This is a genomic window from Bacillus sp. SRL543, from assembly GCF_984799205.1.
Map to the genome: position 1 here is coordinate 943333 of NZ_OZ481794.1, position 16295 is coordinate 959627.

Genomic DNA, 16295 nt, shown 5'->3' on the forward strand with positions numbered 1-16295 from the left:
ATGGAGTTGAGTACTATGAAAAAGCGGCTGGCGAGTGAGAATTTGGCAGGTTATGCATTTATATCTCCATTTATCATTGGTTTCTTGGCCTTCACGATAATTCCAATGGCCGTTTCTTTGTATTTATCTTTTACTAGTTATGACTTATTTTCAACGCCTGTCTGGATCGGGCTGGATAACTTCAAAGAAATGTTCTTTGGTGATGAAAAGTTCTGGAAGTCAATGAAAGTGACCTTTGCCTACGTCATGGCAGGGGTGCCTCTGAGACTTATATTTGCATTGATGGTCGCGATGCTGCTGAACAAGGCTTCCAGGGCAGTCGGCCTGTACAGGACATTATTCTATCTTCCTTCCATTATTGGGGGAAGCGTCGCCGTTGCGATTATGTGGAGAAATATCTTCGGAAATGAAGGGACACTCAATGCCCTGCTATTTTTCCTGGGGGCCGATCAGAAAATTCTCTGGTACCAGGATCCGTCAAAAGCATTATGGACCCTGATTTTCCTTGCCGTATGGCAGTTCGGTTCCTCCATGCTGATTTTCCTTGCCGGGCTGAAGAATATTCCGCCATCATATTATGAGGCAGCAAATGTAGATGGGGCGAACCGGTTTCAGGTGTTCTTTAAAATCACCCTGCCCCTATTAAGCCCGATCATCTTTTTCAATCTGGTGATGCAGACGATTTCAGCTTTTATGACCTTTACACCGGCCTATATCATTTCCAAGGGAGAAGGCGGGCCTCTTGATGGGACGCTTCTTTATTCCCTGTATATCTTCCAGAAGGCGTTCAACTTCTTCCAGATGGGCTATGCTTCGGCAATGGCCTGGGTCATGCTTGTGGTTGTCGGGCTATTGACATTGCTCTTATTCAAAACATCAAAATACTGGGTTCATTACGAATCGAAGGAGGGGTAAGCATGAAGGCAGTCCAAGAAACTTCCCAACCGATCATCCCGGAGCCGGCGGCAGTCTATAAGCCTCCCCGCTTCAAGCCGAAAAAATGGCTGTATCACCTGGTAACAGGCGGGTTTGCTGTGCTGATGCTGTATCCGATCATCTGGCTGCTGATGAGCTCTTTTAAAGAAAGCTCGCAGGTTTTCATCACTGCACATTCTCTCATCCCCGAACCTTTCATCTTAAGCAATTATACGGAAGGATGGAGAGGGATAGCCGGCCAGTCCTTTGGGGTCTTCATTAAAAACTCTCTTATAATTGTAGGCTTATCAACCATCGGGGCAGTGGCTTCTTCAGCACTGATTGCCTATGGCTTTGCCAGGATCAATTTCAAATGGAAGGCATTTTGGTTTGCATGCATGATGGTGACGATGATGCTTCCGCATGAAATCGTGATGATCCCGCAATATATCATTTTCGCCAAGATCGGCTGGCTCAATTCCTTTAAGCCGATTGTCGTGCCGCAGTTCTTCGGCCATGCATTCTTTATCTTTTTGATGGTGCAGTTCATCCGGAATATTCCTTTGGAGCTGGATGAAGCGGCCAGGATTGACGGCTGCGGCAGGTTCAGCATTTTTTACCGCATCATCCTGCCATTGATCACACCCGCACTCGCAACAGCGGCCATTTTCTCTTTTTACTGGAAGTGGGAGGATCTGATCAACCCTGTCCTCTATCTGAACAGCCCGGAAAAGTATCCGGTCTCTCTTGCGCTGAAATTATTCCTGGACTCTGAGTCAGCATCCAACTGGGGGGCGATGTTTGCGATGTCGGTCGTGTCGCTGCTTCCAGTCATCCTGATTTTCTTCCTGTTCCAGAAATACATCGTCGAAGGCATCAGTACAAGCGGACTAAAATAATTAAAGGAGTTTTACAATGCCAGCACTTGTTTTTGATGAAAACGAGATTCTCAGAGTCATAGACTCAGTCGTTGACCGGACATTCAAAATGGACTTTAACTGGGATTGGCCAGGCGGGGTGGCTTTTTATGGAGTGGCTGCGGCATTTGAAGCAACTGGGAAAACGGAGTACCTCGACAGGCTGCAAAACTGGGTGGATGAAAGGCTGGAGGATGGGCTGCCCCGTTTATCAGTCAACGGCGTTTCCATCGGGCATGCCCTCCTGTCACTCTATAAAGCAACAGACGACAGCAAGTACCTGGATCCTGCCATTCAAATGGCGGAATTCCTGAAAAACGATGCTGAGAGATTCGGAGATGGGATCCTGCAGCATACCGTCAACTCAGAAACTTATATTTTTCATGAGCAGGCCTGGGTGGATACGATGATGATGGCCGGATTGTTCCTGCTCAGGATCGGCAGGCTCACCGGCAATCAGGAATATACTGAAGATGGCCTCAGGCAGTACCATGCTCATGAAGAATTATTGCAGGATAGCCAAACAGACCTCTATTACCATGGCTGGGATAATACAGCGAAAAATCATATGTCCGGTGTGTTTTGGGGAAGAGGGAATGGCTGGGCTGCCTTGACGATGGCAAAGGCGCTGGAGCTGGTGGAGGTGACGCATCCTTCTTACATGATCATTGACGGTTCTTTGCGGGATCAGCTCAGCGCCCTGGTGCGCTTGCAGGACAGTGATTCGGGCTTGTGGCACACGGTTCTGACAGACCCGTCCTCTTATTTGGAGGCATCAGGATCTTCCGGGATTGCAGCAGCGCTCCTGACGAGAGGCAGCCTTTACAATAAGTACATCCAGAGAACGATTGGCGGGATCCTGGAACAAATTACGGACGACGGCAGGGTGTTGAAGGTTTCGGCCGGCACGGCTGTCATGCCTGATATGAAAGGATATAAAGATGTACCTTTTAAACGGATCCACGGATGGGGGCAGGGGCTGGCTCTTGTGTTCCTGGCCGATTTATTGGAAGTGAAGGAAAGAGCATTTACTTAAGTCTCCGGCTGCTGGACACGGATTGTCAGGAGAAGGGGATATTCCGTTTTTCGTTCATGTGAGGATACTTTCTATTATTGGGCCGTGAAAGGGTGGATGAGTGGTGAGAAATGCTTCCTTAAAGATGGCGGATCCCAAAGTTAAGCTGCTTCTTTTTGTCCATGGGATTTTCAACACAGCTACGGCCCTTTCGAATTTGTTCGTCGGGATCTATCTTTGGAAGGTCGAAATGAATTATATCACTGTTGCTGAGTTTTATCTGATGCTGTTCATCTTTTCGACCAGTATGTATATTGTCTCCGGATGGATCATCCCGAAGGTTGGAGTGGCAAGCATATTCCGGCTGGGCACATTGCTGCACTGCATATTTTTCACCCTCCTGCTGATCCTTCAGGAGCAGGCTGCCTTTTACCCCATTGAGCTCGGAATCTTCCAGGGCATTGCCCTCGGTTTTTACTGGCTCTCCTTCAATGTGCTGGCCTATGATTTCACCAGCCGGGAAAACCGCGGCTTCTTCTATGGCTTCAATGGATTTGTCCAATCACTTGCCGGGGTGCTGGGCCCGCTGATTTCCGGATTGATCCTCGGCTATTTGGCCGGTCTCAAAGGGTATATCATCATCTTCTCCATTTCTCTCTTCTTATACATCATTACAGGTGCTATCAGCCTGAGGATAAAGCCGCTCCAGGCAATGAAAAAATTTTATTTAAAAGAGGCCCTGTCCCCGCAGAACTGGAGCTGGCAGTGGAAGCAGATCCTGACTGGCAGCTTTATGTATGGAATAAGAGAAGGGATCTTCATGTTTATCATCAATCTTCTTTTCTATATTTCCACCGCAAGCGAGCTTAAGCTCGGATGGTTTTCTTCCCTGAATGCGATTTTGAGCATGATTGTCTTCTATTTTGTCGGCAGGAGGATCAGTCAGGAAAAGCAGGGCAGATTCCTGCTTATTGGTGTGCTTGGGGTCATAGGGGCAACCCTTCTGCTTCTCGTAGAGATCAACGTTTATACTCTGCTGGCTTTTGGGATAGTGAATGCAATCTTCACTCCCTATATTCTTGTCCCGTATTCTTCCATCGGGTTTGATGTTATGGAGCAGTCGCCGCTGTCAGCCAAATTACGGACAGAGTTCATCATTGTCAGGGAAATTGCCGTCAACATAGGAAGGGTGATTCCTGTCCTGCTGTTCATCTTTTTCTATGATGCAGAGGGCTTGTCTGTTATCAAATGGTTTCTGCTCGTCCCGACAATAGCCCTTTTGGGGGTATGGCGTCCGCTCAGCAGGATTGGCCGGCCGGCAGGGCCCAGCAGGAAGTCTTTTATTGGCATCAATAAATCATGATGGGAGGCGGTCTTCATGGAAAAAAGAGTGGTGCAGCTCTTTTTAGCGGGTGATTCGACAGTCGCAGCCTGTCCGGAGCATGAGTTTCCCATGGCAGGCTGGGGGCAGGTGCTGCAGGAGCTGTTCACGGATGATGTCCGGGTCCATAACGAAGCAAGGGGCGGGAGAAGCTCAAACAGCTTTGTGGAAGAAGGCAGGCTGGCGGCTATCCTGGCGAGGATTCAGCCGGGGGATTTTTTGTTTATCCAGTTTGGCCATAATGATCAGAAGCCTTATGGAACGCAGCCTTTTACCAGCTATCAGTTTTTTCTTTCACAGTATATAACGGGAGCAAGGGAAAAAGGCGCCCACCCGGTGCTCATTACTTCAGTCAACCGAAGAAAGTTTGATGAACATGGGAAACTTGAGGAAACATTGGGGGATTACCCTGAGGCGGTGAGGCAGCTGGCAAAGAGGCACAGTGTCCCCGTCATTGACCTTTGGGCAAAGACGAAGCTGCTTTATGAAGCATTCGGGCCGGAGGGTTCCAAGCGGTTATTTGTCTGGCTGGAGGAGGGAGAGCATTCCAATTATCCTGCAGGCATTCAGGATGATACCCACTTCTGCGAATCTGGAGCGCGTGAAGTCAGCAGGCTTGTCATCGAAGGCATAAAGGAGCTGGAGCTTCCGCTGCTGGTACATATTAAATAACTATTAGAATGGAGGAAGTGCGCCTTGGCAAAAAAACTATACCATGGAGCCGCCTATTATCCTGAACTTTGGGATGAAAGCGTGATTGAAGAGGATATTAAGCTGATGAAGGAAGCGGGCATCAATGTGGTCCGGATCGGCGAGTTTGCCTGGTCAAGAATGGAGCCGAGGGAGGGCGAGATCGACCTTTCATTTTTTAAAGAGATGATTTCAAGGCTCAATGAACAGGGGATTGATACGGTCATGTGCACCCCAACCCCGACGCCTCCGGTCTGGATGTCGCATGGACACCCGGAACGGATGTATGTGGATGACGGCGGCAGGATCATGGGGCATGGTTCCCGGCAGCATGTTTGTACGAATAATTCTTATTTCAGGGAAAGGGCCGCCATCATCACAGAACATATCGCCAAAGCTTTAGGCGGGCAGGAAGGGCTGATCGGCTGGCAGCTGGACAATGAATTCAAGTGCCATGTTTCCGAGTGCATGTGCGAAAGCTGCAAAGAGCAATGGCATCAATGGCTCCAGGAGCGTTTCGGCAAGATTGAACAACTGAATGAAGCTTGGGGAACGAAGATATGGAGCGAGGAGTATCATTCCTTTGACCAGGTACCGCAGCCCGGGCCAGTGCCATTTCTGCATAATTCCTCGCTAAAGACGGCATACCAGACCTTTTCGGCTGAAAAGATCGCTGAATTTGCGGATGAACAGGCCGGAATCATCAGGCGATATTCTCATGCGCCAATCACCCATAACAGCACAATCATGTTCTCGGTGGATAATGAACGCCTGTTTAAGAACCTCGACTTCGCTTCCTTTGATACCTATGCACCTTCTCATTCTTACAGCAATTATTTATTCAATTGTGATCTTTGGCGGAATATCAAAAAGGGGCGGGAGTTTTGGATCATGGAAACGAGCACCTCTTATAGCGCATCGCTTGAGAGCTACAGCACTCCCCATCCTAATGGGTATCTGAAAGCGGAAGCTGCTGCCGCTTACGCCCTTGGGGGAGAGGCTTTCTGCTATTGGCTCTGGCGCCAGCAGAAAGCAGGCTGTGAACAGCCGCACGGTTCTGTGATCAGCGCCTGGGGGAAGCCGACAGTCGGTTTCCAGAGCGTGCTGGAGGTAGAAAAGATGAGGAAAGAGCTGGAGCCGATTCTTACAAGCACCTCGCCTCTCCAGGCAGAAGCTGCCATCACCTATTCCGACAGGGCGAAGATGTTCATGAAGACAGAGCCCCATAAAGGGCTGCCATACAAAGAGCTGATCACTGATTTTTATCAGCAGGTCCTGAATACAGGAATCCATCGTGACCTTATAACAGAATCAGAGGATCTGTCAGGATATAAGCTTCTATTCACTCCATTTATACACTATCTCTCTTCTGACTATATCCAGAGGGCCATAGAATTCGCTGAAGCTGGAGGAATATGGGTGGCAGGTCCGATGACGGGCGGGCGGACAGAGCACCATACCATTCATACTGATGCAGCACTGGGTGAGCTGGAGGATCTGGCAGGGGTTGAAGCGCTGTATACCTTCCCACTGGAAGAGACTGGTGCAGTCGGCGAAGCATTCGGCACATCTGCCCCGCTTGGTTTGTGGAGCTCCGTTTTTGAGGCGAAAGATGCTGAAGCAGTGGGAAGGATTGAGGGCGGCCTCACACCGGGAAAATTATTCCTGACAGAGCACCGGAGGGGGAAAGGGAAGATTGTGATGCTCGGTTCCCTTCCAATGGGGGAAGCCGGCAGGGAAATGATGAGGAACTTGATCAGCGCGTACGCCGCTGACGCAGGCGTGAAGGTAAAAGCTGATGTGTCAGAAGGGACCATCATTGCCCCAAGGGAGAAGGATGGCCGCCAAGTTTGGGTGATCATTAATATGGATGGCCAGGGCGGCATTTCCAGCCTCCCTGCTGCAGGCACGGATGTACTGTCCGGAAATGCAGTGCCAGAGGGAGAGCTGAAGCTGGAAAAATATGAATACAGGGTCATAGAATTTTAGAAAAACAGGGGAGGAAGAGCAAAATGGGCAGAGCAAATGTAGTGGAAGGCATTAAGATTGCTTATATCGGCGGAGGCTCCCAGGGCTGGGCCAGGAGATTGATGAGCGACCTTGCGCTCGAGGAGCGGATCTCGGGGACCGTTGCTTTATATGATGTGAATATCGAAGCGGCAAGAACCAATGAAAGAATCGGAAATCTCATCTCCAGCCATCCTGAGGCCAAAGGGAAATGGGATTATCAGGCCGTTGCTTCTATTGAGGAAGCTTTGACAGGCTCGGATTTCGTCATCATCAGCATTCTTCCCGGCACCTTTGAAGATATGAGGAATGATGTCCACTTGCCTGAAAAATATGGAATCTATCAGTCTGTCGGCGACACAGTCGGGCCGGGCGGGATAAGCCGGGCAATGAGGACCATTCCGATGTTCGTGGAGATTGCCGGAAAAATCAAACAGCATTCCCCGGAAGCATGGGTGATCAATTACACCAATCCAATGTCTTTGTGTACGAGGACTTTATACGAGGTATTCCCGGAGGTCAAGGCATTCGGATGCTGCCATGAAGTATTCGGGACCCAGGAACTTCTTGCAGATATGGTCATTGAAATGCTGCGCATTGAAGTGAAAAGCCGGAAGGATATCAAAGTCACGGTTGCAGGCATCAACCATTTTACCTGGATTACAGAAGCTTCCTATAAAAATATTGATTTGCTGCCGCTTTACAGGCAGTTTGCCGAAAAATACCGGGAATCCGGTTACGAAGAAGAAGAGGGAAGCTGGGAAGATAGCGTCTTTAGCTCCTCACACCGTGTGAAATTCGATTTGTTTTTAAAATATGGGCAGATTGCGGCAGCAGGAGACCGCCATCTTGCCGAATTCATGCCGCCGGATTACTTAAAGGACCCTGAAACGGTGCAGAAATGGAAGTTTCACCTGACGCCAGTGGACTTCCGGATCGAGGATCAAAAAAGGAAGGTGACAGAAAATCAGAAGGTCTTCAGCGGCGAAAGTGAAGTGGCGATAGAGCCTTCCGGTGAAGAGGGAGTTGACATACTGCTTGCCCTGCTTGGGATTGAGGAGCTCACCACTAATGTCAATATCCCGAACCTTGGACAGATTCCGAACCTTCCGCAGGGGGCGATCGTTGAAACGAATGCCCTTATCAGGAGAAATCGTGTACAGCCTGTGCTTGCAGGCGGGCTGCCGCTTGATATTGCCAATATGGTGCAGCGCCATATCCTTAATCAGGAGGGTGTTCTGAAGGCCGCTCTTTCAAATGATAAGCGCTTGGCATTTAATGCCTTTATCAATGATCCGCTAGTGTCCGCCATTCCGCGTGAAGAGGCGGAGAAGCTCTTTGAGGAAATGGGCATGACCAAGAAGCATCTGCTCGTGTAACAGGCATTGGAAAAGGGAGGGATATTGATGGCAGAGACAAGTGTTATCGCTAAGAAAGAAATCATCCATTATATTGATTTGCTGATGAATAATCTTACGGGAATCAGTGATGATTCCGGTGAATTCCTGCTCAATTTTGACGGGCTGGTTGTGGATGACAAGAGCTGGAACGTTTGGAACTGGCCGCAGGGCGTCGGCCTTTATGGAATCTATAAATATTGGAAGCTCACGAATGATCAGAAAGCCCGGGAGATTATCGACGGCTGGTTCGCTGAAAGATTCAAAGAGGGAGTGCCGCCTAAGAATGTCAATACAATGGCGCCGCTGTTAACGCTGGCCCATTTATATGAAGATACGAAAGATCGAACCTATCTCCCGTATCTGGAGGAGTGGGCCGAATGGGTCATGCATGATATGCCCCGGACAGTAGAAGGCGGGCTGCAGCATATGACCTATGGACCCGAAAATAAGAATCAGCTTTGGGATGACACCCTGATGATGACGGTGCTTCCCCTGGCAAAAATCGGCAAGCTGCTGCATCGGCCGCAATATCTGGAGGAAGCCAAAAAGCAGTTTCTCATCCATATTAAATACCTTACTGACAGACAGACCGGGCTATGGTTCCACGGGTGGACTTTCGAAGATAACCATCATTATGCAGAAGCGCTGTGGGGAAGGGGGAACTGCTGGATCACCATCTCAATCCCTGAAATCATTGAGATTCTGGAACTGGAGGAGGGCGATTTTCTCAGAGAGTTTTTGGCTGATGCACTTGAAAGGCAAATCGAAGCACTGGCAAGGTTCCAGGATGACAGCGGCCTGTGGCACACCCTGATTAATGACAAAACCTCTTATCTTGAAGCCTCGGCAACGGCCGGATTTGCTTATGGCATCCTGAAAGCTGTACATAAGCGCTATGTCAGCCAGGAATATAAAGAAACGGCCCATAAAGCGATCCATGCCATTCTGCGTGAAATTACGGATGATGGCACCCTGCAGAAGGTTTCAGTGGGAACCGGGATGGGAGAAACGCTGGACTTTTACAAGGAGATCCGAATAACTGCCATGCCTTACGGGCAATCATTGGCCGTTCTTTGTTTATCGGAGTTTCTTCATCAATATACGTAACAAATTTATTTGGGCGGTGCTTCACCGCCCAGAACAATATCGGAGATGGGAGAGTGAAGAAATTGATCAGGAAAGCATCGATCATGTTTGTCCATCAGGATTGCTATGAGGACTATAAAAAGCGCCATGACGAAATCTGGCCGGAAATGGCCAGTGAGTTGAAAGCCCATGGAGCTCAAAACTATTCTATCTTCCTGGAAAGGGAATCAGGGAAGCTATTTGCTTATGTGGAAATAGAGAGTGAAGAAATGTGGAATAAGATGAGTGAAACAGAAGTCTGCCAAAAATGGTGGAAATATATGAAGCCGCTAATGAAGGCGAATCCTGATAATAGTCCGGTCAGTGTAGAGCTGGAGGAAGTTTTTTATATAGAGTAGAAGCCGTGTTTCATAAAAGAACACTGGCTTTTTTTTGAAGATTCATTCAAGCGTTTAAAAAACAGTTGATTTCTATCAAAAATCAGAGGCAATGATTTTCCTGGGACTTTTGCCCCTAAAGTATTCTGAATATTAAATCTATAATGAACCAGAACAAAATGTAAGGGTTTACAAAAAGGAGAAGGTGGCGATTATATGGGTTGGAAGAGAGAAAAGACGGCTGCCAAAAAGATGCTGTCTGCAGCTTTGGCAGTACCATTGTTATTTGCGGGCGTCAGTGGTGCTTCGGCTGAGAGTTTAGCAAAGAAAAATCCTCCGGGAGACGTACATAAGGTAGTGCAGCTGGAGTATCTCGACCGGGGCCTGGCGGCAGCGAAAACACCGGAAGGGATTTTTCTCAGCTGGAGGCTGCTCGGGAGTGAGGCAGCAGGCTATTCCGGCAAAGGCATGACAGGTGCAGAATTTAATGTATACCGCGATGGGAAAAAGATTGCAGAAGTCAAGGACAGCAGCAATTTTCTTGATAAAACAGGCACCTCCAGCTCCGCTTATTATGTGAGTGCGGTGGTCCGGGGGAAGGAAGTCGACCAGAGCCGCTCCATCCGTTCGTGGTCTGATTCGTTTTATGATCTGCCGCTCCAAAAGCCTGCGGATGGAGTGACGCCGGCGGGAGAGGCATATACTTATTCTGCCAATGATATGAGCGTCGGCGATGTGGATGGGGATGGCCAGTATGAGTACTTCGTGAAGTGGGATCCGTCTAATTCCAAGGATGTATCGCAAAAGGGATACACCGGGAATGTGTATATTGACTGCTATGAGCAGGACGGCACGCTGCTTTACAGAATTGATCTTGGCGTCAACATCAGGGCGGGCGCCCATTATACCCAGATGGTCGTCTATGACTTTGACGGCGATGGCAAAGCAGAAGTGATGTTTAAGACAGCACCTGGGACAAAAACCATTCAGTTTGATAAAGATGGCAAGAAGACTTCTGAAAAATTCATCACCATGCCTGCGAAGGACGTGAAGGCCGGGTACAGCAATAAAGATGATTACCGGATGAGCGCAGAAGATTATTATGATCATGTGGTTGATATGTTCAAAGGCTGGCATGAGCATGAAGAAGTGGTGAACGGAAACTGGCCGGAAACGCTGGAAGAGGCATTCGGGATAGAAAAGCAATACCCATATCCTTTATCCCAGGAAGATGCTGAGAAGCTAGCGGACTATTTTATGGACGTCTATGCCCCAGGCCGCAGCTCCCGCAATGACCTCAGGACATTTGAAGGGTTCATTGTAGAGGGGCCCGAGTACTTGACAGTATTTGAAGGCAGCACAGGGAAGGAATTGGAGACAATTCCCTACAAAGAGGGCCGCCATGATGATGGGCTCATGTGGGGCGATTATGCGATGTCCCGGATTGAACCGGGCAACAGGGTCGACCGGTTCCTTGCAGGAGTCGCTTATCTCGACGGGAAAAAGCCATCAGCCGTCTTTGCAAGAGGCTACTATACCCGTGCAACGCTTGTCACTTACAGCTGGGATGGAAAACATTTAAAAGAGAATTGGAGCGTCGACAGCGGCTGGACGCCAATGACAAATCCATTCAATGACAGCCCGCATGGCAGGGATGGAACAGATCCGGAGTTTGGCCTTCTTACGACACAGGGCGCCCATTCATTAGCCACTGCGGATGTGGATGGCGACGGCAAGCAGGAAATCGTGTATGGCGGTGCGACCATCGACCATGACGGCTCTCTTCTGTACAGCTCAATGGGCGTTCTTCCGGAAGGCAGTGCGGCACCGGGAGAAACAGCCCGGGTAGGCCATGGCGATGCCCTCCACGTAACCGATATCGATCCTGACCGCAAAGGCCTTGAAATCTTCATGGTCCATGAGGGTTCAGCCGGTGCCCCATACGGGTACGCCATGCGGGATGCAAAGACTGGTGAAACCATCTTTGGGGGATACACCGGGAAAGATACAGGCCGGGGAATCATCGGGGACATCGACCCGTCAAAACGCGGACTGGAAGCATGGGCGAATACAGGTGTTGGCATGTATAGCGCCCAGGGAGAAAAAATCAGCTCTGCGGCACCCGGTACAAATATGAACATCAAGTGGGCAGCTGATATGACCACGCAGATTGTCGATGGCGCCCAAGAGGCGACCCCGACAATAGAAGACTGGCAGAGGGGCAGGCTCCTGACAGCAGCCGATACAAGAACGAATAACGGCACAAAAGGGAATCCGTCGCTGGTGGCTGATATTTTCGGCGATTGGCGGGAAGAGCTGCTCGTGCGCAAGGCTGACAGCTCTGCCATCAGAATCTACCTCAGCACAGAAGTGACAGACAGAAAGCTTTATACACTGATGCATGACGTGCAATACCGCACAGGAATTGCCTGGCAGAATACGACATACAATCAGCCTGCTTATACCAGCTTTTATTTCGCGTCAGATACAGACTGGTCAAAAGTGCCTGTTCCTTCTTACAGGGCGCCCGGTCTATTGCCGGCATTAGAGAGCGCGATGAAAGAATACGAGAAGAGCGGACAGCTTTCTGGACCGATATTGATTCAGCTGAAAATTGCCTATAAGCTGGCCGTCCATCAGGAACAGAAAGGGGCCTTGAAGCAGGCCATCAAGCTGATGGAAGGATACCGTTATCTGCTTGGCCATCATACAAAACACAGCAAGGTTTCACCCGGAGCGAAGAAAAATCTGGTGCACCATGCAGACCAGATCATCAGCATGTGGGAAAAAGATGCAGAATAAAACTAGTTCATCGGCCGCCCTGTTTTCAGGGCGGTTTTTCACAGAATAAATACTATTTAGAAAATTTAAAAATAAACATTCAAAAATAAACAAAAGTATTTTATAATAAAACAAAGATAAACAAACAAAAACGAGCTGGAGGGGAAACAGTATGGTCAAAAATTTATGGGTTAGTCAGAAGTTTTCAAAGGTCGGCAAAGGGCTGGAGGAGCTTGTTTACCGTTCGAACCTGATTGGAGCTGACCGTGCAGTCTGCAATTGGGGCGGAGGAAACACATCGATGAAAACAATCGAAAAAGATTTCCGGGGCCGTGAAGTGGAAGTGATGTGGGTTAAAGGCAGCGGTTCGGACCTTGCTTCCATGAAGGCCCAGAATTTCACCGGCTTGTCTCTTGACGATATCCGGCCGCTGATGGAGCGGGAAGAAATGCCGGATGAAGAGATGGTAAATGATCTTTCTCACTGCATGATCGACAGCAAACACCCGCGAGCCTCCATCGAGACGCTTCTGCATGCATTCCTTCCATTTAAACATGTCGACCATACCCATCCAGATTCAATCATCTCTTTATGCTGTGCGGACAATGGCAGGCAGATCGCCGAAGAAATCTATGGCAGCCGATTCGTATGGGTGCCGTATATCCGCCCTGGATTCACTCTTTCGAAGATGATTGCCGAAGGTGTCCAAAACAACCCTGACGCCGAACTGGTATTGATGGAAAAGCACGGCTTGGTTGTGTGGGGAGAAACGGCAGAAGAAAGCTACAATAAAACGATTGCGGTCATCAATGAAGCAGAACGGTATATCAATGAGCGCGTGAAACCAGAAGCTGTTTTTGGCGGGCAAAAATACAGCATATTGCCTGAGGAAGAAGCTGCAGCGATCTTGGCCGAAGTAATGCCGGTCATCCGCGGAGCGGTCAGTGCTGAGAAGAAGATGATTCTGTCCTGTGACCGCGGAGAAGATGTCCTCGAATTCGTGAACAGCGAGGCTGCTCCAGTGCTCTCCCAGATAGGCGCCGCGTGCCCGGACCATCTTGTGCATACAAAACGTGTTCCTTTATACGTTGAGTGGGACCCGCAGACAGAGGATGCTGCGGCATTGAAGAAAAGCATCAGGTCTGGCATTGAAAGGTTCAAGGAAGAATACAGAGCCTATTTTGAAAAAAATAAAAATGCCGGCGATAAGATGTTCGAACCGGCCCCGCGCGTGATCCTGATCCCCGGGATTGGAATGGTGAACACAGGAAAAGATGCAGCCAATTCCCGTGTGAGCGGGGCGCTTTACCATCGCGCCATTGCGGTTATGAAGGGCGCAACTGCGCTTGGCCAGTTTGTTTCCTTAAATGAAAATGAATCTTACAACATCGAGTACTGGCCGCTAGAGCTGTATAAATTAAGCCTTGCACCAGCAGAAGCTGAATTCTCCCGGAAAATTGCTTTCGTTACAGGAGGAGCAGGTGGAATCGGCAGTGAAACATGCCGCCGGTTTGCCTCGGAGGGGGCACATGTAGTGATAGCCGACCTGAACCTGGAAGGAGCGGAGCAAACAGCTGCAGCCATCAATGAAGCATATGGTGCCGGGCGGGCACTGGCCGTTAAAATGGATGTGACCAAAGAAGAGCAGGTGAAGGCTGCATTTGATCAAGCCGCACGCTCATACGGCGGTGTCGACATCATCGTCAACAACGCGGGCCTCGCAACCTCCAGCCCGATTGATGAGACCACCCTCCAGGAATGGAACCTGAATATGAACGTGTTAGGCACAGGGTATTTCCTGGTGGCGCGTGAAGCCTTCAAGCAAATGAAGCAGCAAGGAATCGGCGGGAATATGGTGTTCGTCGGCTCCAAGAATTCTGTATATGCCGGAAAAAATGCGGCAGCCTACAGCTCTGTGAAAGCACTGGAAACCCATCTGGCCAGATGCATCGCAGCTGAAGGCGGCGAATATGGAATCCGGGTCAACTCGGTCCTCCCTGATGCTGTCCTCCAGGGCTCGGCCATCTGGGGATCGAGCTGGCGCGAAGAACGGGCGGCGGCTTATGGGATCGAACCAGACCAGCTGGAAGAGCATTACCGGAAGCGCACCACTTTACAGGTCAACATCTATCCGAGCGATATTGCTGAATCGATTGCCTTCTTCGCATCTTCCAAATCGGAGCGGACAACCGGCTGCATGCTGACGGTCGATGGCGGAGTGCCGGCTGCGTTTACAAGGTAGCAGTGTTCCGAATGAAGGCCGCTAAGAGCTTTGGTGAAGGGGGAGTGCAAGTTGGCAGGATATGCTGTTGCAGTTGATATTGGGGCTTCCAGCGGGAGGCTGATTGCAGGAAAATTAGATGAAGGACGCCTGAAGCTGAAGGAAATCCACCGTTTTGAGAATAAGCTGATCCAAAAAAACGGCCAGTTTTGCTGGGATATCAGCCGTATTTTCGAAGAAATAAAAGCAGGGATCCATCATTGCAGAGAGATGGGCATTGTGCCGGCCAGCATCGGGATTGATACATGGGCCGTCGACTTTGTCTTATTGGATAGGGACGGGCAGCCGCTGACAGAGGCTGTTTCTTACCGCGACCCGCGGACGGATGGAATGATGGAAGAGGTATTCTCCATCATGCCAAAGGAAAATCTCTACATGGAAACCGGGATCCAATTCCAGAAGTTCAACACCATCTACCAGCTTTTCGCACTGAAGCGCAGCAGCCCGGAGTTATTGAAAAAAGCGAAAACCTTCCTGATGATTCCCGATTATCTGAACTATCTTTTAACAGGAATCAAAGCAAATGAGTATACCAATGCAACATCCACCCAGCTGGTCAATGCGTTCACCAAAGACTGGGATGACAATCTCTTAGGTGAGCTGGGGATCAACCGGGAGCTATTCCAGGAAATCAGGGCGCCTAAAACGATCCTTGGAAACTTATCTGCAGAGCTGGTTTCCGGGTTCGGCTTTGATTTGAAGGTGATCCTGCCTGCAACCCATGATACCGGATCTGCCGTCATTTCTGTCCCTGAAACAGAGGAAACAATCTATATCAGCTCTGGCACCTGGTCATTGATGGGGGTGGAAAATCACTTTCCGATATGCGTTCCTAAAGCAGAAGAGTCCAATTTTACCAATGAAGGCGGAGTGGACTATCAATATCGCTTTCTGAAAAATATCATGGGCCTTTGGATGATCCAGGAAGTCAAAAGGAATTACAAAAATGACTATTCCTTTGCACAGCTTGTGGAAATGGCGCGGGGGGCAAGGGAGTTTTCAGCTATTGTCAATGTGAATGACGGCAGGTTTCTGAAGCCTGAAGATATGATCGGAGAAATACAGAATTACTGCCTGGAAACAGGTCAAGCTGTGCCATCCTCGCCTGGAGAAGTGGCAAAGTGTGTGTTTGACAGCTTGGCAGCCGGATATAAGGAAGCAGCCGGCCAGCTTGAAGAAATTTTTGAGAAAGAGTTCTCCAAAATCAATGTCATTGGCGGGGGCAGCCAGAATGAAATGCTGAATCAGCTGATAGCCAATGCGACAGGCAAGCCGGTATACGCAGGGCCGGTTGAAGCCACCGCAATCGGCAATATTATCGTCCAGCTGATGGCGCTTGGCGAAATTGGAGACATAAGGGAAGCACGCCAAATCATCAGGAACTCTTTTGATGTGAAAAAATATACACCTGAACACAAGCTTGTGAATTAGGAAGGAGAGAGGGC

Annotated in this window: 12 protein-coding genes; all 12 read left to right on the forward strand. The window is 49.3% G+C overall.

The window, feature by feature from the left end:
• The 12 genes from AC4E8B_RS04905 (at position 1) to rhaB (ending at position 16281) form a co-directional block, all read left to right on the forward strand.
• Entirely contained in the window at positions 1 to 915 is a 915-nt protein-coding gene (locus tag AC4E8B_RS04905) for a carbohydrate ABC transporter permease (RefSeq protein ID WP_490217390.1), read from the forward strand.
• A gap of 125 nt (positions 916 to 1040) precedes the next feature.
• Complete coding sequence (locus AC4E8B_RS04910; protein ID WP_490219508.1) at positions 1041 to 1814, forward strand: carbohydrate ABC transporter permease; 774 nt, start codon at positions 1041 to 1043, stop codon at positions 1812 to 1814.
• A 16-nt stretch (positions 1815 to 1830) separates the two neighbouring features.
• Positions 1831 to 2868, forward strand: a complete 1038-nt coding sequence (locus AC4E8B_RS04915; protein ID WP_490217392.1) for a glycoside hydrolase family 88/105 protein — start codon at positions 1831 to 1833, stop codon at positions 2866 to 2868.
• Positions 2869 to 2992: 124 nt separating this feature from the next.
• The gene (locus AC4E8B_RS04920) at positions 2993 to 4210 is read left to right on the forward strand and encodes an MFS transporter (protein ID WP_490217393.1); all 1218 of its coding nucleotides are present in this window, start codon (positions 2993 to 2995) and stop codon (positions 4208 to 4210) included.
• Positions 4211 to 4225: 15 nt separating this feature from the next.
• Positions 4226 to 4900: a rhamnogalacturonan acetylesterase gene (locus AC4E8B_RS04925; RefSeq protein WP_490217395.1), complete on the forward strand. Its 675-nt coding sequence runs from the start codon at positions 4226 to 4228 to the stop codon at positions 4898 to 4900.
• Positions 4901 to 4924: 24 nt separating this feature from the next.
• Positions 4925 to 6907: a beta-galactosidase gene (locus tag AC4E8B_RS04930; RefSeq protein ID WP_490217397.1), complete on the forward strand. Its 1983-nt coding sequence runs from the start codon at positions 4925 to 4927 to the stop codon at positions 6905 to 6907.
• A 23-nt stretch (positions 6908 to 6930) separates the two neighbouring features.
• Complete coding sequence (locus AC4E8B_RS04935; RefSeq protein ID WP_490217398.1) at positions 6931 to 8304, forward strand: family 4 glycosyl hydrolase; 1374 nt, start codon at positions 6931 to 6933, stop codon at positions 8302 to 8304.
• A gap of 27 nt (positions 8305 to 8331) precedes the next feature.
• The gene (gene bglB, locus AC4E8B_RS04940; RefSeq protein ID WP_490217399.1) at positions 8332 to 9432 is read left to right on the forward strand and encodes a beta-galactosidase BglB; all 1101 of its coding nucleotides are present in this window, start codon (positions 8332 to 8334) and stop codon (positions 9430 to 9432) included.
• A gap of 62 nt (positions 9433 to 9494) precedes the next feature.
• Positions 9495 to 9809 (forward strand): L-rhamnose mutarotase, encoded by a 315-nt coding sequence (rhaM, locus tag AC4E8B_RS04945; RefSeq protein WP_490219510.1) that lies wholly within the window; start codon positions 9495 to 9497, stop codon positions 9807 to 9809.
• A 195-nt stretch (positions 9810 to 10004) separates the two neighbouring features.
• Entirely contained in the window at positions 10005 to 12590 is a 2586-nt protein-coding gene (locus AC4E8B_RS04950) for a rhamnogalacturonan lyase (RefSeq protein ID WP_490217401.1), read from the forward strand.
• Between the two features lie 151 nt (positions 12591 to 12741).
• Positions 12742 to 14811, forward strand: a complete 2070-nt coding sequence (locus AC4E8B_RS04955; RefSeq protein WP_490217402.1) for a bifunctional aldolase/short-chain dehydrogenase — start codon at positions 12742 to 12744, stop codon at positions 14809 to 14811.
• A 51-nt stretch (positions 14812 to 14862) separates the two neighbouring features.
• Positions 14863 to 16281, forward strand: a complete 1419-nt coding sequence (rhaB, locus tag AC4E8B_RS04960; RefSeq protein WP_490217404.1) for a rhamnulokinase — start codon at positions 14863 to 14865, stop codon at positions 16279 to 16281.
• Positions 16282 to 16295 lie beyond the last annotated feature (14 nt).